Origin of the sequence: Legionella yabuuchiae, from assembly GCF_900640115.1 — a bacterium.
Classification (GTDB): Bacteria; Pseudomonadota; Gammaproteobacteria; order Legionellales; family Legionellaceae; genus Legionella_A; species Legionella_A yabuuchiae.
On sequence record NZ_CAAAIW010000006.1, the window covers coordinates 1 to 18062 of the forward strand.

The following is an 18062-nucleotide window of genomic DNA, read 5'->3' on the forward strand; positions in this document are numbered from 1 at the left end:
CAGATAATCATCTTTCTTGATTATGACTCGAGCGTTCGAATGCAGTGAAATCGCCGTTCGGATCAAAACCGTAATCACCGTTCGAATCAGCCGAAATACGCATCATACACATCTAATCCATCTCGACCAGCATAGGCGCGATTAAATTTAGCAAATTTATTGACTATATCGTCATCAAGCCTAAGCGCATTCGATCTTAGTTCATTGCTATCAAGATTGTGTAGTGCTTCATTTAATTCATTAATAAAACTATCCAATGATCCAGTATGAGCTGGTTCAAAGCCTGCTGAGAGGCAAGCAAATTCCAGTAGACTCATCATGCGTATATTTTGCCATTTGCTGTAATCAACAGGATGGATGTGCCTAAATATCTTATTTATGAGATCACCATAGCGCGATGATGAGAATTTTAAAGGGAAATCAAAGGTCATACCTTTTCACCAAAAATTTTATTGTTCATATTCGCAACAACTTTGCTTGTATGGGCATCAGATAAATGTGCATATCGTTTAACCATTTGCAGTGTTTTATGCCCTAAAATTTCAGCAATTTCAGCAAGGCTTGCGCCGTTCATTGCCAGATACGAAGCGCAACTATGTCGAAGATCGTGCCAACGAAAATCAGTAATACCTGCTCTTTTTAAAGCTGTTTCAAAGGGAGTCCTTAGATCGATAGGTTTTTTAAGATTGTGGCTTGGAAAAACAAAATCACAGTTTACATGTCTTAGTTTTGAGTGTTCCTTCATTAGTTCAAGCGCATGGCCTGCTAAAGGCAGAACCCTGCGTTCACCATTTTTTGTTTCATGCAGGGTTATCACCCCTCTATTCAAATCAACATCTTTCCAGCGTAAACCCATTATTTCCATTCTTCTGCCACCAGTGGATAACGCCAGTACTGCCGCGATATATAAATAGGGGCTTTCACTTTTTTTACACTCAGATAAAAATAGCGCTCGCTCATGATCATCTAAAAATCGGACACGACCATTAGATTCTTTAGGCTTAGTAACCTTTCTTAAAGGGTTTTCCTCAACCCACCCCCATTCTTTCATTGCTATAGTGAATAAATGACTTAGCACTGCAAGATAGCGATTAATGGTTGCCGGGCTTAATGAATCATTTCGTTGAGAAGGCGTTTTTGCTAATTTATCTCTGTATTGGCCGATTAAGGCTGGTGTAATATCTGCTAGAGTGTAATCTCCAATATTTTTTTGCCACCACCTCAACTGCCCCACTTGATTCCTTGTACTTTTGGGCTTTGTAGGTATTACATCACTGATATAACGCTCGATTGCTTCGGACAATGTGTGGCGCTTTGCTTCAGAAGTTTTGTAGTGGCGACCTTCTCGTATTGCAGACTCAGTTTGTTGTACCCACTTCCTTGCGTCTGTTAGGCGCTCAAAAGTTGCGGTTTGCGTAGGAAATCCTTTAAGTCTAACTTTGACTCGGTAGGATGTTTTACCATCTTGGGACGTTCTTTTTTCAATACTAGCCATAACAACTGTTAACAAATTACAAAAAACAGCACACTACAACAAAACCATTTTTTATGCAACTTATGATTATTATTCATATTGTGAATTACAGTATGTATTGATAAATACAAGGCATATGGGGAAAGTCAATATTTCATGGGGCACTTATGGGACACTAATCAGAAAGGTATTGCCTTTTTGAAATAAAAATGTTCAAATATTGATCTAATTTTTTGATGAAAATGCCCTATGTCCAGCAAGTTAAAAAATAATTCAAATGAACCATATTCTTTAGGTGAGGCCCTGCTTTATCTGCGTGGAGCCACAAAGAACCTAAAGGGGGCGATTAAGTTTGGAAATCATGAACTAATTCTAAAAAGACGACAAGAGCTGTCACAAACGCTTACAAAAATAGAAGACATTTCCGACTATCGAAAAGCACACAAAGACTCAATTGTCGCTTGCCTTTTACTCCACAATTTAGAGGTGGCCATTGAAGATGCTAGTCCGATGCTTTTCGCCGCTTCCTCTCGTCTTTCTCGATCTCTTTCACTGGTTTAACTATTTGAGTTAATTTTTTCAATTGTTTTTTATAGTTTGATTTTGTAGCATGAAGAGCCAAAGCCCATAAATGATAAACGTAAGCATTACCTTTGACTTTAGGTACTAGGTGTAGCCCATCTAAACCCTTTTTAAACTCAGCTAATTCAGGTTTTTTTAATTTTGTTCGGTACTGTGTATCAGCTAAAACTATAGATTTATTTTTCTCACTTATATCATGGAGTAACTCAAAAAATTTCTTTCTAACAAACTCAGTATTGTCGCTAGGCTTATGTAATTGAGTATGATAAGGCTGGGCTGGACTTCCATGACCAACGATTTTATATTCTATTTTGATGGTGCAACCAGGCTGTTCATTATAAACATCTTTGATCCTGTCAAAAAATGTTTGTATTACTTTTTGTGCATTAGAGCAAAAGGCTTTTAAATCCCCCTGTTTAATCTCTTTGGTTGTGGTGGGTTGAACTAGTGAATCGTAATCTTCATCAATTATTATATAACTGATAGATTTTTCTGTACTATTCCAGAGAAAGGCCGCGGTGATTTCCATATCCAAAACTCCTAATTAAAGCCCCCAAGGGGGGAAGTGGCGATAACGCCTTATGCGGACTTAATGTCTGCGTGGATGTGACCGCCAGTAAGCGCGCACAAAAACAGGGAAACTTGATAAGTTTCTCCAGTGCTGTCTTACAAAAACGGTCTTTATGCTATTTGGCATAAACACCTCATTACTTCTTCGGATTTTAAACCGGTTTCTTTGGAGCAGAATTACTCCTGCTTATTAGTAATTGTCCAAAAGTAGAAATAATAATAAGGCAAGACGCACTGTGTAATTATAGTACAAATATATGGCTTTTAATTGTTATTAGGTTGGCAATGGGTAGTAATATTCTTTTATGTGAAGTGTTCTGTTGTTTTAGTTTTTGTGGAAACTCAATATGGGCGTAAAAACTCGCTCAATTTGAACATATCAATTAGGCTTGGTGGATAGACTGACAAGTCTTGAAGCCAAACCAGGCATATGCTGCATTGGCCTCAATGATTATGCATTTATTCAATGCGTATAGAGGTAAAGAATTATTTAACGCCTATATAAATGGCCACCTCATCACCATTACTATACGCTTCAAAATCAGTCATAAAGCAACGTTGATGAGCGCTTTCTTCTGTAAAATAATCCCAGATTCGTTCCCATGTCTCAATGACTGCTTGAGGCATCGGACCTTTGGTCTGAAATACAAGGTAATTACCTGAATTGATTTTAACCGTATTTAATTCCGCACTTTGATTATCATTAGTGGCGCCTACGGTAACATTATAAAAGCCATTTGCATCAGATTCATAATCTGAATAAACACCAAAAATCGTTGTATTAGGGGTGGGGTTATTGACATAGAATTGCTCCCACAGGTTAGGTAATTTTGCTATTTCTTGGTTAAACTCATCGCTATTTTTAGTTCTTACAGTGAGGCCTGTTACTGTAAAACTATCAATGTGTTTCATTGTTGGATGTATAACTGGCATTTAGATTGTCTCCTATTTATTAATTACTAGTGGGGATTTGCATGGCTTTAATAATCAGTTGCATGTCATGGTCGGTGATTGCTATAAGTCCAAAACGAAATTGATATCCCCAGTTTTTTTTATTTTTTGTGAAGTCTAGTTGATCAAGAAGTGGGGTAATTAATGCTTCTTGAGCGTTAAGCCACAGCACATCTCGCCGGAATGGACAAAAGCCATTGCCCATATCAACTTGATAAGGTTCTCTTTCTTTAATTTGTCCTATCGCGGTAAATGATTGTAATTTGTCTTTGCCTCCAAACGTTACGGTTGGTGAATAATAGACAACCCAATCATTAGGCTTCATACGTCGTAATGGGGTACATTTGCCATGGCAAACTTGCATGAAGCCTGACAATCTACCTTTTTGGACGTGCTTTGCTGAAGCAACAGCGATCCAATTTGACATTATGATTTTCTGAGAGAGACAACCCGCAGTCGATTACCATCTGGATCAAGCGCTACAAAAGTATAACCATAAGGTACGGCAGTTGGTGGCTGAGAAATGCTCATTTCCTTTTTTTGCCATTCGACAAATAGCGCATCAACCTCTCTGTTATTATCAAGTGTGAACGCCAATTCACCACCACCGTGTTCCTGAGCGGGCGGTTCAACCGAATGTTTAGCTTTCAAACCTAAACCCATCCCATTTGATAATTTGAAAGAATGAAATGTAGGGGAATCTTCCTCTGGTTTTATTCCAAGTAAATCCTGATAAAATGCGCTACTTACTACAATGTTATCAACATAAAGTACAACGGCACTTGGTTCGAGCATAATATTTCCCCTTTTAAATAGTAATTGAAAGCTTCGATGTAGTTTACTGGCATAGAGTGACAGTTTCTGTCAGTAGCGAAGAGAATTATTGCTCGGGAATATGGTTAATTTTACGCCATTTTTTTAGCAGAGTCTGGCGACGCTCAGGGTAACGTGTTTCTAGCTGTGTTAATTTGGCGATTCTATCTGTGCGAAAATGACGGAAATTTTCCCTCAGCTCACACCAGGCGACAACAACATGAACCTCTTCAAAAAAACCAAGTGCTAGTGGCCAAATAATGCTTTGAGACTCATCTTCTTTGACATCAATATAAGTCATTTGAAGCTTATATTCTTTACGAATAGCAAGACGTATTAAGGCTTCTGTTTCGTCATCATTTTCTATTGGAGTTTTTACGGGACCAATAAGTAAACCTGAAAACTCAAGTTGTTGGCGAAGATCATCTGGAAGAACAGCGGATATTTTAGCTAACACGTTCGTTGCGGCAAGCCTTAATTTTTTATCAGTTCTACGCGCTACCCAGCGGGAACCTAAGACCAATGCTTCAATCTCTTCTTCAGAAAACATTAGGGGAGGGAGCATAAAGCCAGGACGCAATACATAGCCAAGGCCTGGTTCTCCTTCTATTGTTGCACCTTGCCCCTGCAAAGTGACTACATCCCGATACACGGTACGAAGACTCACACCTAACTCTTCGGCTAATTGTTTCCCACTGACAGGATAACGATGACGCCTCAGTATTTGGATGAGATCAAAAAGTCTCTGGGTTTTAGACAAAATGTAAACCTCTAAATTTTACTTTAACCATCATGTTTTTTAGCTAATTGTAATACTTTGTTAACAAAACTTAATTTTTCATCCGTGTATTTTTCACGGTCATATAAATGCTCTTGAGCCAACTTAGCTTTTAATTGCTCATACTCTTTTGCTACGTCTGCATGTGAGCGCAAATAGTCCCTGAAAATCAGTTTATTACGCCAGTGTTCTGAATTATGTTCAAATATGTGGACATGGTGTGTTCGTTGTTCACCATATGGGGGCATGCCTTTAACAAAAAACATTCGTTTGGGATCAGGGTTATTATCCCAATATTCATAACCAAGCTTCTGTAGGATTGGTACTGCCATAAGTTTCATATCTTCTAATGACTGAACTGCAATTTGAATGTCGAGTATGGGTTTAGATGATAAACCTGGAATGGCCGTACTACCCACATGCTGGATATCAATAATTGTCTTGGCGGGGAAAACTGATTTTAACTTATCTATTTCCATCTGTGCCAGATTAGGCCATTCTGGATTATACGACACAAGATTAACATGGTCTTTTTTTAATACATCAGGGCTGTCACTTATATAGTCTTCTGAAGTAATTGCCCAATGCTCATGCCCACGCCATTCATCATTTATTTTTAAATAACGAGGAGAAAACCCTTCATATCGAAAACCACTCTTTTTTACTAATTGAACTGAGCGAGTATTTTCTGGCTGTATATTGGCCTCTAATCGGTGCAATCCTAACTCTTCAAATACTTTTTTCAGTACTAACTTAAGAGCAGCACTCATGTACCCTTTGCCACTGTAATCTTTGATTCCATAAAAGCCTAAGAAAGCATTTTGAAATGCGCCTCGAACTATTTCACTGACATTGAAGACACCAACAATAGTGCCTGACTCATCACAGGCTAAATAACTTTTTTGATTGGATTGCTGGAATCGTTGCCAATACTCATCAAATTCTTGAGAAGTCAGAGGGGGTGTAACCCAAGGGTGGTGCAGAGAATGACTATCCCCCATCGCTTTCAAAAACGCTTCTTTATCTTCAAACTTTAGTTCGCGGAGAGTAATATTCATAATAATTTTCGCATGATTGTTCAATCAATAAGCTCAGCCAATTTTATAGCCCAGCTTGGGTCACTATTATCTTCAATAAACCAAACGGCCATCAAAATTAATCGCACAAACACCCAATCTTTAATTCGTTGTGCATCAAGCCCCGATTTTTGTGCAAGCAGCTCAACACGTTTCTCAAATACATTTTTTACATCGACTATAGCTGTAAGCTTGCTAATGTACATAAAATCAAAGGCTGCAATTTCAAATTCCGCTTCACCAACAACACCTTTAGGATCAATAGCTAACCATTCATTACCATGTTTTAAAATATTGTCATGATGTAAATCACCATGTAGAAAAATAAGTGGCTTTGGTGAAGAAAGCATTTTATTTCTTAGCTCGATTGCTTTATTTAATAGGGCTGTTGGTATTTGTTTTAATGAAGGCTCGTCAAGCACATTTAGCCAATCAGTAATTTGGGGAGGATTTGATTCTTTAGGCAGTTGCTGATGGTGAAGTTTTCGCATTGTCTCGACATAACAGTCCATCACATAATCTGGGTTATCTTGATATAATGATTTAAGCGTTATCCCTGGAATAGCTTGTTGTAATAATAACGCATTGTACGTGCTGTTATAATCAATTAGCTTAATAGCTCCTTGAGAACCAAGGTTTGTTAAAGCTTGTTTTTCATTGATATTACTTTGTTTATCATGGCTAATTTTTAGGACAACAGGCTCTCCATTGCTTAAAATTGCTTTGGCAACATAATTAAAGGTCATGTTAGAAACAGGAATAACCTCACTTAAGCCCCAGTGATTTGCAAGCGCTGTAACAATAGCAGGCAAATTAGCAATCCAATCTGTGCCCTTTGAACCATAAAGATTGGCTATATTTTGCTGTAGTGCTTTCATTCGAGTAAACCTTTTGCAAAGCAGAAATTAAAGTGAGCTATTAAATCTAAAAATATTTTTCTTACTGTTATTAAAATGGGCAATTTCACGAGTATATTCATTAAATTGATTACTACTAAAATTTTTAATGGTTGAACGCCAAAAACGGTAAGCACCTTCGTTTCCAGGTATAACCATGACTTCCCAAACACCAGGGAATTTTTTAAAACATTGCTCTGCAATATATCGACCAATGCCTTTGTGTTTAAATTTTCGTGCAACAAAAAATTGCGCCATATTAAAATCAACGCTGGGTTCGCTTCCTTTTTTATCAACTATAGCAAAACCAATCAGTTCATTTTCATAACGGACTATAAATGGAAAAGAGTTTTCATCTTCCCAATATTTTTTAAAATCAATGCACTCATACAAGCCATCTTCAGGAATTTCCCAACCTTCTTCATTACCAAGATATTCACTCATGTCATAAACATAAAATCTAGCCATGTTTTGTATAGTAGGATGGTCTGACAAGGTAGCAGGGATAAACTTGATTTTATTGTAATCCACTTGAGGTTTCTGGGTATCGTATAAGGCTACTTCGTTATCCCAGTAATGCGCGCGTCCTACATAGTTCATATTTACTTTTTCTAATACGCGGCGTGAATGTTCATTATTAGGATTGATGACGGCAACCAGTTTGCTAATAGTTAAGTGCTGAAATCCCCAATTAATAATGGCTTTTGCAAGCTCAACGCCATAGCCTTTACCCCAGGCAGTTTTAATGAGCGCATAGCCCACTTCAATATCAGGCTGAGTATCGTCATAGGCAAGGTAAATTAATCCAGCACGTCCAACAAAGAGACCACTTTCTTTTTCAAATACACACCCAAGACTAAACCCATGTTTCTCTTCATGAGCCATCGCTTTCTCTAGGCCGCTCATGACTTCAGTTTGCGTACGCACTCCCTGACCAATATACTTCATGACATCAGCATCAGCTTGCAAAGCGTATAAATTATCAAAATCCTCTACTTGAGGAGTCTTAATGATTAAATTTTTTGTTTTTAAAAATACACTCATGATGGTGTCTCATTATTCGTAGAGTAAAGCCATGCTAATTTGATTCTCGTATTTAGTGTCAATACGCACAGCATTTCGATGAAGGCCTTCTATCAAAAAACCTTCTTTCTCATACAAAGCAATTGCTCGTTTATTGTTTTCTCGTACAGTTAGTTCAACTCGAGTTAACCCTCTCGCTTTGGCTTTATCAAGAGCTGCACGTATCAATGCAACTCCCATACCTTGCCCTCGGTAAGGTGCTAATACACCAATTCCTAAGCTACCTGCATGAGCAAAGGCATGTCGATGAAGTGATGTAATATCACACCAACCCACTACCTTTTCTTCTACAAGAGCTACGAAATGAGGCCAGTTACCCTCAATATTCTCTAGCAACACTATCTACCGCTGCTCTAAAGCCTTCAATGTGCTCTTCTGTAATTGGAAGAATTTGATAATTTGACACGTCAGTCACTAATAAATTTGAAAAGATGATTATAACGAAGAAAAAGGGATATGTGTTGTGATTTATTGCGGTTTGTTATTTCTAATTGCCCCACCAGTGCCCCATGGTGAACTTGGCTTGTCAAGCTAGGACGCCAAAACCCTTGCTGGGATTGGCTCCCCGGGACGGGCTCGAACCGCCGACCTAATGATTAACAGTCATCCGCTCTACCGACTGAGCTACCGGGGAATGAGGCGGAATCTTAAATCGATTCCGCTTATAGGTCAAGGGTGTTTGGGGGAATTTCTTTAATTTTCTGCAAATTTTTGTAATCTGTCCATCGCGTCTCGCAAAATGTCCATGCTGGTGGCGAATGAGATTCGGATGCATCCTTCGCTGCCAAAGGCAGAGCCTGGCACTAGAGCGACGCCTACGTCTTGTAGTAAACGATCGGCAAATTCTAGATCGTTAGCAAATCCGCGACGGTCGATAATGCCTTGGACGTTGGGGAAGATATAAAACGTTCCATCGGCTGGAATGACTTCGACTCCTGGAATGTCGTTTAAGCGTTTGACCACGTAATTATGGCGCTCGTGAAAGGCTTTAACCATTTCTTTCACGGTGGCATTGCTCCCAGTTAAAGCGGCTACTGCGGCTTTTTGAGCAATTGAGCAGGGGTTGGAAGTGGATTGGGATTGTATGGTTTTCATGGCGGAAATTAATTTTTTTGGACCTGCGGCATAGCCAATGCGCCAGCCAGTCATGGAATACGCTTTGGATACGCCATTTAAGACGATGGTTTGATCATAGAGCTCTGGACAGGCATCTAAAATGTTAACAAACGGTTGTGACCAGAGGATATGTTCATACATATCATCGGTGGCGATTAAAATATTTGGGTGTTTTTTAAGCACCTCTCCCAAGGCTTTCAGCTCCTCATAGGTATAAGCAATGCCTGATGGATTGGAGGGACTGTTGATAAACAACAGTCGTGTTTTCGGGGTAATGGCTGCTTCTAATTGCTGAGGCGTGATTTTATAACGCTGGGTGGATGGCGCTGAGATGATCACGGGCGTAGCTTCGGCCAAGAGCGCTATATCAGGATATGACACCCAATAAGGCGCGGGAATTAATACTTCATCACCCGGGTTTAAATAGGCTTGGCAAAGATTATAAATGCTTTGCTTTCCTCCGACAGAAACCAAAATCTGATTAAGCTCATAATCCAGGCCATTATCTTCTTTAAATTTATTCTGAATGGCTTTTTTTAAGTCAGGAATGCCGTCAACTGGTGTATACTTAGTAAATCCGTTATTTATGGCTGTAATGGCGGCTTTTTTAATATGTTCTGGTGTGTCGAAGTCAGGTTCGCCAGTGCCAAGGCCAATAACGTCACGGCCTTCTGCTTTCATTTGCGATGCTTTTGCAGCCACAGCCAACGTTGGCGATGGTTTAACTTGCTGTAGGCGGTCAGCCAGTAAAATATCCATCTATTTTGCTCCTATGATAAAGTTCATATGATGAAAAAAATATTTAAAATCAATTCAAACTATCAGCCTGCAGGCGATCAACCCACAGCGATTGCCTCTCTTGTCGAAGGCATTGAATCGGGCTTGGCTCGTCAAATCTTACTGGGCGTAACAGGCTCTGGTAAAACCTATTCCATTGCTCATGTGATTCAAGCCGTACAAAAGCCAACCTTGGTTATGGCGCCTAACAAAACATTGGCCGCACAACTCTATGGGGAGTTTAAGCAATTCTTTCCCGATAACGCAGTCGAGTATTTTGTGTCTTATTATGATTATTACCAACCGGAAGCCTATGTTCCCGCATCGGATACCTTTATCGAAAAAGATGCGTCCATTAATGAACACATTGAACAAATGCGTCTATCGGCTACTAAGGCGTTGATTGAGCGCAAAGACGCCATCATTGTTGCCACCGTTTCTGCCATCTATGGATTAGGCGACCCCGATTCCTACTTGCGTATGGTATTACATGTGTCTCGTAAAGAACAATGCGATCAGCGTAAAATTTTAAGGCGACTTGCCGAAATGCAATACATACGCAGTCCGCAAACTCTTTCGCGCGGGCAATTTCGTGTGCATGGTGATGTGATTGATATTTTTCCAGCGGATGCGGAAAAAGATGCGGTGCGTATCGAACTGTTTGATGATGAGGTAGAAAATATTGCCACCTTTGATCCCTTAACTGGGGAGGTGTTGCAACGGCTACCAAGAATCACCATTTTCCCTAAAACACACTACGTGACACCACGGGAGCGGATTTTAAAAACCATCGACTTGGTGAAAGAAGAATTACAAGTGCGTCTTGCTGAGTATCGAGCACAGGGTAAATTGCTCGAAGCGCAACGACTGGAGCAACGCACGAATTTTGATATTGAAATGATGCTTGAGCTAGGATACTGCTCAGGCATTGAAAATTACTCGCGTTATTTATCTGGCCGTCAAAGTGGTGAACCCCCTCCGACTTTGTTTGATTATTTGCCCGCAGATGCGCTTTTGGTTATTGATGAATCGCATGTGACCGTTCCTCAGATTGGTGGCATGTATCGCGGCGATCGTGCTCGCAAAGAAACGTTAGTGCAGTATGGATTTCGATTACCTTCGGCATTGGATAATCGTCCTATGCGCTTTGAAGAATTCACCGAACGCTCACCTCAGACGATTTATGTTTCCGCCACCCCTGGCCCCTATGAGAGAGAAAAGGCCGATAACCTTGCTGAGCAGGTGATAAGGCCAACCGGATTAATTGACCCGGAAGTGATGGTTCGACCGGTGAAAAACCAAGTGGATGATTTATTATCCGAAATTCATCAAGTCACGGCTGCAGGTGAGCGTGTGTTGGTGACGACATTAACCAAACGTATGGCCGAAGATTTAACGGAGTATTTGCATGAACATGGCATCAAAGTGCGTTATCTTCATGCCGATATTGATACGGTGGAACGAGTTGAAATCATACGAGATTTACGACTGGGTGAGTTTGATGTTCTAGTGGGTATTAACTTATTGCGTGAAGGGCTGGATATGCCAGAGGTCTCGTTAGTGGCTATTTTAGATGCCGATAAAGAGGGTTTTTTACGCTCCGATCGTTCGCTGATTCAAACCATTGGTCGTGCCGCTCGTAATATTAAGGGTCGTGCGATTTTATATGCCGAAAAAATCACAGGCTCTATGGAGCGTGCGATTGAAGAAACCAAACGTCGTCGCGATAAACAGATGGCTTATAACGAAGCGCATGGGATTACTCCCCAAACCATTAAAAAAGCCGTCACCGATATTATGGAAGCCACTCCTGGAAAAGGACGAAAATACGCCATCAAAGAACAGACCTCTACCTATGAGCGTCTTGAGCCTGAGCAATTAGCGAAGCGAATCAAAGTTTTAGAAAAACAAATGTATGCGCACGCTGAAAATATGGAGTTTGAGGAAGCGGCTGTTGTGCGCGATGAGTTGTTGGCTTTAAAGGAGCAGTTGCGGCAATAATGTGGGGCGATACGGTCAACGTACTGTGACCGCAGAAGTTACGGTAATTTTACAATAAGTTATCGCTGTAATACCCTCTTAATAAGGGGTATATAATTAACTATTATATCGCGGGTGTTTCAAGGGACATGATGAAGCATAAGCAGGGTTTTAACTTAATAGAATTGTCTATGGTTATGATTGTCGTCGGAGTTATTGCGATGGCTTTGCTAACCTGGACCCCTACGACCGTAATTGAAACCATCACTGCAGAAGGGTTTGCCAATACCTTTTATCAAGATTTAAATTACACCAAGGTCTTGTCTATTAGTGAAAATCAGCGATATAGAATTGTTGTTGGGGCAAGCGATTACCAAATTCAAGATCAAAACGGAACCCCAGTCCCTAATCTCCAGACCGGGCAAAATAGCACTCCTTATCCTGCGGGGCTGACCATAACCCCCACGACCACCTTGATGTTCGACTCTATTGGACGACCTTATGATGGTGGAGGCTCACCATTAGGCAGTACGTTAACCTTCACGGTATCCGTAGCCGGCCAAACTAAAAGCGTATCGGTCATTCCACAAACGGGGCTTGTGCAATGAAAGTGAATTCAGGGTTTACCTTAATTGAAATTATCTTGTATATCGTGGTTTTGTCGATAGTAGGCTCTGGTTTGTTAATCGCGTTTAATGCAGCCTTAGTGACCGGTGAAAATCCTGGGAAAACCCTGGCAGCTAGTCAGCTTGCAAAAGCTCGGATGAATATTATTTTGCAGCAACGATTGGTCAATGGGTTTAATAATATTTCGGATCCTTGTGCGACGGATCCTGCTCCGGGTGCATGCGCCCCACTGGCAACGTTTGCCACTAACAATAATTTAATTGTTGCAAGCTCAATTCCTCCTGCTACAGGCGGGGTAAGAACGGCCACGGTAACCGTATCTGGGGCTGGAAATGCCACGGTAACCATGAGGTTTGTGCAATGAAAGCAAAAGGCTATACCTTAATTGAAATGGTAATTGCTATTGTTCTATTAGGCATTGTTTTCGCTACGGCAGGTCTTTTTTTAACCGAGGCTTTTAGAAGTTATTTCGCTGCAAAACCCATTTTGAAAGTCGCGGGTAAAGCCAACATTGCCGCCGATAATTTGATGCGAGAAATTAAAAGCGCTGAACGCATTAGCGCAATAGCTTCCAATAGCATTAGCTTTGTGAATCAACAAGGCCAATCTATTTTTATTACCTTAAGCGGCAGCAATTTAACTCGCAGCGTCAATGGTGGCAATGCCTACACCCTATGCTCTGGTATTACTGGATTAACATTCAGTTATTTTGATGCTTCTTTAGGCTCAACGGCCTCTGCCGCAAATGTGCGCTATGTAACTTTAGCCATGACGATCGCAGAAGAAACGATTCCCTTCGCTCTAATAGCAGGGACTTTGATGAGAAAAAAACTATGAATCGGCAACGTGGTTTTCTAGCCATTGCTGCGGTAGCAATGATTGTATTAGTAGGCATCCTAAGTACTGCGATTGTGGCTTTGGCCGTTCGAGCCAGTTTATTTTCGATTCATCTTGGCGCTAAAAATAAAGCGGTCTTTATCGCTGAAAGTGGATTAGAACAAGGCCGAAGCAATTTAACCCAGGATATTCTTGCGAATCGTCAAACTTGCATCGGATTATCGAGTACCGTATCGATGACGGGTGGTCGTTTTACAGTCGTTCCAGCGAGTGACGCCGCAAACTTACTTAATCCTAGATACGCATTCTCAACCTTAAGCACGCCTATTTCTTCAGGTGCTACGCCTGCAACCATCGAGGTATCGGATACCTCGGTTTTTGCGCCTTATGGTCGCGTTCTTATAGGGCGAGAAGTCTTCCAATATGATCGCATCGCAACTAGCACGACGCTTGACGGCATAACACGAGCACAAGATGTGAGTTTAAATCAAGGGCATGCGAGTGGAACTTTAGTCAGCCAATATCAATGTACGATTCAATCGACAGGGAACTCCCCAGCAACTCATCCTGAAGGCGTTAGACAATACCGTCAGGGGATACAGCAACCTGCGGTCTTTGCGGTCGGAGCAAGCGGTACAATTCTTCGTTGGAATGGTGCATCCGAATTGCAGTGGGATAATCAATCCCCCGGGACCTATAATTTTAATGATCTTTCTATCTTAAATTATCATAGTGGGTGGGCAGTGGCTGAAGGTACATCAAATGACTTTAGGCTGTCACGACTACAAGGCAATACTTGGAGTAATTTTGCTGTTAGCGCCCCTTCCAGTGGTGGCGGTCCTACTCCGAGCAATGAGCTTTATTCTGTTTATGCTACTTCACCAAATGAAGCCTGGGCTGTAGGAACGGAGGGTAAACAAAACGCTATTACAATACTTTATTGGACACGTAACGCACTGAACAGCAATACCAATTGGTGTTTGTTAAATTGCGGAGGAAAAACGATTAATGATACCGGCGTGGCTAATAATGCTCGCGATTTTTACGGAGTGAAAGCCGTTGACACAAATGGCGATGGCGCGGCCGATATTGGATTTGCCGTCGGTGGACAACCTGGTCAAACAGGAAGTGGCGCAAATCGTGCAGTTATTTTAGTTTATAATGGAACCACCTGGAGTTTACTAGCCTCCCCTGCTCTTCCCTCTAGCGCTATTGGTCAACTTTATGGGGTGGATATTATTGAAAATGGCAATAATGCCCCCTTAGATGCCTATTTTGTTGGACTCTCCTCCTTAAATGGTGAGGGAGGAAAAATATTACGTCTACGCGGTGGGACATGGACAGTCATTACCACCACCCAACAAATGAATTCTATCTCTGGTGTGGACGTTGATGGCGATGGCTTGGCTGATTTCATCGTTGCAGTTGGCAATGGCGGTCTGGTTCATTTCATGAATGCTAATATGAGCATTACCAATACCTTTACTTTATCCGGTGCCCCAGATCTTACAGGCGTTGTAGCGCTTAGTCCCAGTGATGTATGGGCTGTTGGAAACGGCGGCGTCCGGTGGCATTATAATGGCAGCAGCTGGGTTTTGAACGCTTCGGGTGGAGCCAATCTTCAAGGGGTACAGGCCATTTATCCCAAACAAAATCCAGCAAGTTCTTGGCATGATGTCATTAACTAGGTAATGAGCTGCTAAGAACGCCCAATTGTTACCGCGTGAAGGATGCTATACACTTCCAGATATTAAACGCTTTCCTGGGGAAGGGATTTCATGCTTGGATTGAATGCTCGTGAGAGCAAGAAGCCATCAATCGCAATCGGCTTAGGCCAGAAAAGTTATAGTCTGTCAGCCATTAAAAATAATGATGAGTTGTTGTTCAATGAGTACCGGGAATTTCCTGACGATATTCCCGAGTTAATTACTAAAGGGTTAGCTGAGGATATAGAACGTCTAGGCATTCTTGGTAAAACTAGTGATGTCATTTTATACCCCGGCCAATATGAACTCATTTTAATGGATGCCTTAGATATCCCTGAAAGTGATATGGCTAAGGCATTGCGTTGGCGACTTAAAGGATTAGTTGATTATCCTCTGAATGATATTGTAGTCGATGTTTTTCCTATTCCTGCTCATGGCGTAGCAGGCCAACGAAAGAAAGTTTTTGTGGCCGTTACTCCAATGTCGACGCTTATAGCGCGCATCAACATGATTAAAGATGCATTCATCCACGTGAAGCAAGTTGGCATTGCAGAGCTTGCTGTAAGAAACTTAACAACGTTAGTTCCCTCTGATGAAGAGGCGCCAATCATTACTATTAGCCTAGTGAAGGAATATTGCCAATTACAAATTCTTTATAAGCATGATCTTTATTTAGTCCGGGAATTAAATTTTAAGGAAAAGGATTTGCTTCAAACACAAGAGGATACGTTGCATAATTTTTTGCTTGAGATCCAACGTAGTATGGATTACTGCATCAGCGAGCTTAAACTTCCCGAAGTTAAAAAAGTTATGTTTACCCCTAATTTTTATCAAGCAAAAACATTACTAGAATTTCTCGAGAAAGAATTACCCCATGAAGTGGTATTGTTAAATTTATCTTATTACTTAAAAAACGATCATGCTTTGTCGTTCGAGCAGCAGAAAAACACGTTTTTAAGCATTGGCGGTGCACTAAAATATACCGAAAATAACCTGGATGAATCGTATTTAAATGACACAACAAATCAATTTTCTTAAAGCGATTACGAAAGAAACCAATTACTTGCCAGCTAAATGGGTAGGTTTAGCACTGGCGTTACTCATTTTAATACTAGCCGCTAATGGGATTGCACGTAGTGTAACGGTGTATAAGCAAGAACAACTTTTAAAAGCAGCTCAACAGGAGAAAGCACAAGCTGCGGCGGATTTTCAACAAATTGCGCAATCCTATCCTTTATTAGCGATGGATAAGCCTTTAGTGGACCAAGTCACTGAATATGAAGAAACGCTTAAAGCCAAAAGAGAACATTTTGAAACAGTGACTCATGCCACGATAAGGAAGCCGTTCTCTAGTTATATGGAAGCGTTTGCAAAAATTGTACCCCAAGATCTCTGGCTCACTTCGTTTTATATTAATCAAGATACTGAGAATATTTCATTACGTGGATATAGTCTGCAGCCGGTGGCCGTTTCATTATTACTGCAAGCCTTACAAAAATCGCAAGTGTTTCAAGAGGTCTATTTTGATTTGTTCTATGTAAAAAGAGTCGAAGATAAAAATTATATTGAGTTTGAGGTGGCCAATAACACGCTCTTAGGGCCTAAGAAAGCAGAAGAAAAAACAACCGTTAGAACCAACGAGCAAAAAACAAACACTAAGCGGCTATGAAAAACCAACTCATTAAATGGCAATTTATGATTGATCGCATGCCCATACAAAAGCGTGCGATATTTACTGGCGCAAGCTTTCTTGTGGTGTTAGTCATTTGGTTATTTGGGTTTTACCTCCCTCAAACAAATAAATTGCAACGGATTCAAAAAGAAATCGTTGCAAATATTACTCAATCTACTGAATTTAAAATAAAAAGCGAAACCATAACTAATCTGGCTAAAGATGATACGGTGGCAAAATTAATGGGTAAATATGAGCGGTTAAAAGAAGAAATGCGAACGCTCGATGTCAGGATTTCGCAATACGAACATCGCTTTATTGGTGAGCGAGAATTGGCGCAACTGTTATATTCCATGCTTGAACAAACCGATGAAGTAAGTATTTTAGATTTTTCTAATGTGGATTATCTGAAAGATACGTCTCAACAAACCATAGAGGCTAAGGGCAAGGCCACATCAGCGGCTTCGACTGAACCCGCAGAACCCAAAGGCAAAGAGGAAGAAAAAGAAGAGAAAGCAAAAGCGCCTAGCCCACCTTTATTGTCAGGATTCCAAGATCTTATCCAACTGCCTAGCGCACGCACCCAATACAAATTGGTCTTAAAAGGACAATATTTCCCTATTTTAAAATACTTAAAACGAGTTGAAGCCCTGCCTTGGCAGTTGTACTGGGATAAAATGGAATATCACGTTGAGTCTTATCCAGAGGCTATTGCAACCATTGAGTTTTACACCTTAATGCCATCCAACAGCCATAACAAGACAGCCACAACAGGGAATCCAAAATGAATTGGCATACTTTGTTTAAATTTTGCTTAATCCTGTTATTTCCTTTATTATCAGGGGGAATAAGTGCCGCACAAGATCAATGGCGCGATCCAACCAGACCTTCTTTGTACAGAGCTCTTGAGCCGAAAGGAGCGAAAAAAAACCAGACGTATAATTTGCAATCAATCATTATTGGAAAGTCGCGACGCATGGCCTTAATTAATGATAAATTTGTAACTGTCGGCGACAGGGTGGGTGATGCCAAGGTCGTGGCCATTGAGCGAAACTCGGTGGTGTTGTCCGAGTCCGGCCGAAGACTGACAATTTATTTATTTGACCGAAGTATTTGGAACTAAC

At 40.8% G+C, this 18062-nt stretch carries 21 protein-coding genes and 1 tRNA gene; 9 read left to right on the forward strand and 13 right to left on the reverse strand.

What is annotated here, in order from left to right; all coding sequences use genetic code 11:
- Window positions 1-86 precede the first annotated feature (86 nt).
- The 13 genes from E1O47_RS03245 to E1O47_RS03305 form a co-directional block, all read right to left on the reverse strand.
- Window positions 87-431 (reverse strand): hypothetical protein, encoded by a 345-nt coding sequence (locus tag E1O47_RS03245; RefSeq protein WP_133129838.1) that lies wholly within the window; start codon window positions 429-431, stop codon window positions 87-89.
- Window positions 428-1495: a tyrosine-type recombinase/integrase gene (locus E1O47_RS03250; protein ID WP_133129839.1), complete on the reverse strand. Its 1068-nt coding sequence runs from the start codon at window positions 1493-1495 to the stop codon at window positions 428-430. The genes E1O47_RS03245 and E1O47_RS03250 overlap by 4 nt, the downstream gene beginning before the upstream one ends.
- Before the next feature lie 481 nt (window positions 1496-1976).
- Entirely contained in the window at window positions 1977-2585 is a 609-nt protein-coding gene (locus tag E1O47_RS03255; RefSeq protein ID WP_133129840.1) for a hypothetical protein, read from the reverse strand.
- Between the two features lie 527 nt (window positions 2586-3112).
- The gene (locus E1O47_RS03260; RefSeq protein WP_207384285.1) at window positions 3113-3559 is read right to left on the reverse strand and encodes a GyrI-like domain-containing protein; all 447 of its coding nucleotides are present in this window, start codon (window positions 3557-3559) and stop codon (window positions 3113-3115) included.
- 19 nt (window positions 3560-3578) lie between these two features.
- Window positions 3579-4004 (reverse strand): EVE domain-containing protein, encoded by a 426-nt coding sequence (locus E1O47_RS03265; protein ID WP_133129841.1) that lies wholly within the window; start codon window positions 4002-4004, stop codon window positions 3579-3581.
- Window positions 4004-4372: a VOC family protein gene (locus E1O47_RS03270; RefSeq protein WP_133129842.1), complete on the reverse strand. Its 369-nt coding sequence runs from the start codon at window positions 4370-4372 to the stop codon at window positions 4004-4006. Before E1O47_RS03270 ends, E1O47_RS03265 begins: the two co-directional genes overlap by 1 nt.
- Window positions 4373-4457: 85 nt before the next feature.
- Window positions 4458-5150, reverse strand: a complete 693-nt coding sequence (locus tag E1O47_RS03275) for a helix-turn-helix transcriptional regulator (RefSeq protein WP_133129843.1) — start codon at window positions 5148-5150, stop codon at window positions 4458-4460.
- A gap of 23 nt (window positions 5151-5173) precedes the next feature.
- Entirely contained in the window at window positions 5174-6226 is a 1053-nt protein-coding gene (locus E1O47_RS03280; protein WP_133129844.1) for a GNAT family N-acetyltransferase, read from the reverse strand.
- Between the two features lie 20 nt (window positions 6227-6246).
- Window positions 6247-7122, reverse strand: a complete 876-nt coding sequence (locus E1O47_RS03285; RefSeq protein WP_133129845.1) for an aminoglycoside phosphotransferase family protein — start codon at window positions 7120-7122, stop codon at window positions 6247-6249.
- Window positions 7123-7149: 27 nt separating this feature from the next.
- Window positions 7150-8184 (reverse strand): GNAT family N-acetyltransferase, encoded by a 1035-nt coding sequence (locus E1O47_RS03290; RefSeq protein ID WP_133129846.1) that lies wholly within the window; start codon window positions 8182-8184, stop codon window positions 7150-7152.
- A gap of 12 nt (window positions 8185-8196) precedes the next feature.
- Entirely contained in the window at window positions 8197-8562 is a 366-nt protein-coding gene (locus E1O47_RS03295) for a GNAT family N-acetyltransferase (protein ID WP_242601985.1), read from the reverse strand.
- Between the two features lie 219 nt (window positions 8563-8781).
- Window positions 8782-8857 (reverse strand) — tRNA-Asn (locus E1O47_RS03300).
- Between the two features lie 59 nt (window positions 8858-8916).
- Window positions 8917-10098 carry a pyridoxal phosphate-dependent aminotransferase gene (locus tag E1O47_RS03305; protein WP_133129847.1) on the reverse strand — a complete coding sequence of 394 codons (1182 nt, stop codon included), beginning with the start codon at window positions 10096-10098 and terminating at the stop codon, window positions 8917-8919.
- A gap of 27 nt (window positions 10099-10125) precedes the next feature.
- Between E1O47_RS03305 and uvrB the strand changes: the two genes are divergently transcribed.
- From uvrB to E1O47_RS03350, 9 genes are all read left to right on the forward strand, one after another.
- Window positions 10126-12117: an excinuclease ABC subunit UvrB gene (uvrB, locus tag E1O47_RS03310; protein ID WP_423202752.1), complete on the forward strand. Its 1992-nt coding sequence runs from the start codon at window positions 10126-10128 to the stop codon at window positions 12115-12117.
- 131 nt (window positions 12118-12248) lie between these two features.
- Complete coding sequence (locus E1O47_RS03315) at window positions 12249-12704, forward strand: GspH/FimT family pseudopilin (protein ID WP_165475031.1); 456 nt, start codon at window positions 12249-12251, stop codon at window positions 12702-12704.
- Window positions 12701-13087: a prepilin-type N-terminal cleavage/methylation domain-containing protein gene (locus E1O47_RS03320; RefSeq protein ID WP_133129849.1), complete on the forward strand. Its 387-nt coding sequence runs from the start codon at window positions 12701-12703 to the stop codon at window positions 13085-13087. Before E1O47_RS03315 ends, E1O47_RS03320 begins: the two co-directional genes overlap by 4 nt.
- Window positions 13084-13560, forward strand: a complete 477-nt coding sequence (locus tag E1O47_RS03325) for a type II secretion system protein (protein WP_133129850.1) — start codon at window positions 13084-13086, stop codon at window positions 13558-13560. Before E1O47_RS03320 ends, E1O47_RS03325 begins: the two co-directional genes overlap by 4 nt.
- A complete protein-coding gene (locus E1O47_RS03330) occupies window positions 13557-15248 on the forward strand; it encodes a hypothetical protein (RefSeq protein WP_133129851.1) in 1692 nt (563 codons plus the stop codon). The genes E1O47_RS03325 and E1O47_RS03330 overlap by 4 nt, the downstream gene beginning before the upstream one ends.
- A gap of 90 nt (window positions 15249-15338) precedes the next feature.
- A complete protein-coding gene (locus tag E1O47_RS03335) occupies window positions 15339-16304 on the forward strand; it encodes a hypothetical protein (protein ID WP_133129852.1) in 966 nt (321 codons plus the stop codon).
- Complete coding sequence (locus E1O47_RS03340; RefSeq protein ID WP_133129853.1) at window positions 16279-16935, forward strand: PilN domain-containing protein; 657 nt, start codon at window positions 16279-16281, stop codon at window positions 16933-16935. Before E1O47_RS03335 ends, E1O47_RS03340 begins: the two co-directional genes overlap by 26 nt.
- Window positions 16932-17726, forward strand: a complete 795-nt coding sequence (locus tag E1O47_RS03345) for a hypothetical protein (protein WP_133129854.1) — start codon at window positions 16932-16934, stop codon at window positions 17724-17726. The genes E1O47_RS03340 and E1O47_RS03345 overlap by 4 nt, the downstream gene beginning before the upstream one ends.
- Window positions 17723-18061, forward strand: a complete 339-nt coding sequence (locus E1O47_RS03350; RefSeq protein WP_133129855.1) for a hypothetical protein — start codon at window positions 17723-17725, stop codon at window positions 18059-18061. Before E1O47_RS03345 ends, E1O47_RS03350 begins: the two co-directional genes overlap by 4 nt.
- Window position 18062: the final 1 nt, after the last annotated feature.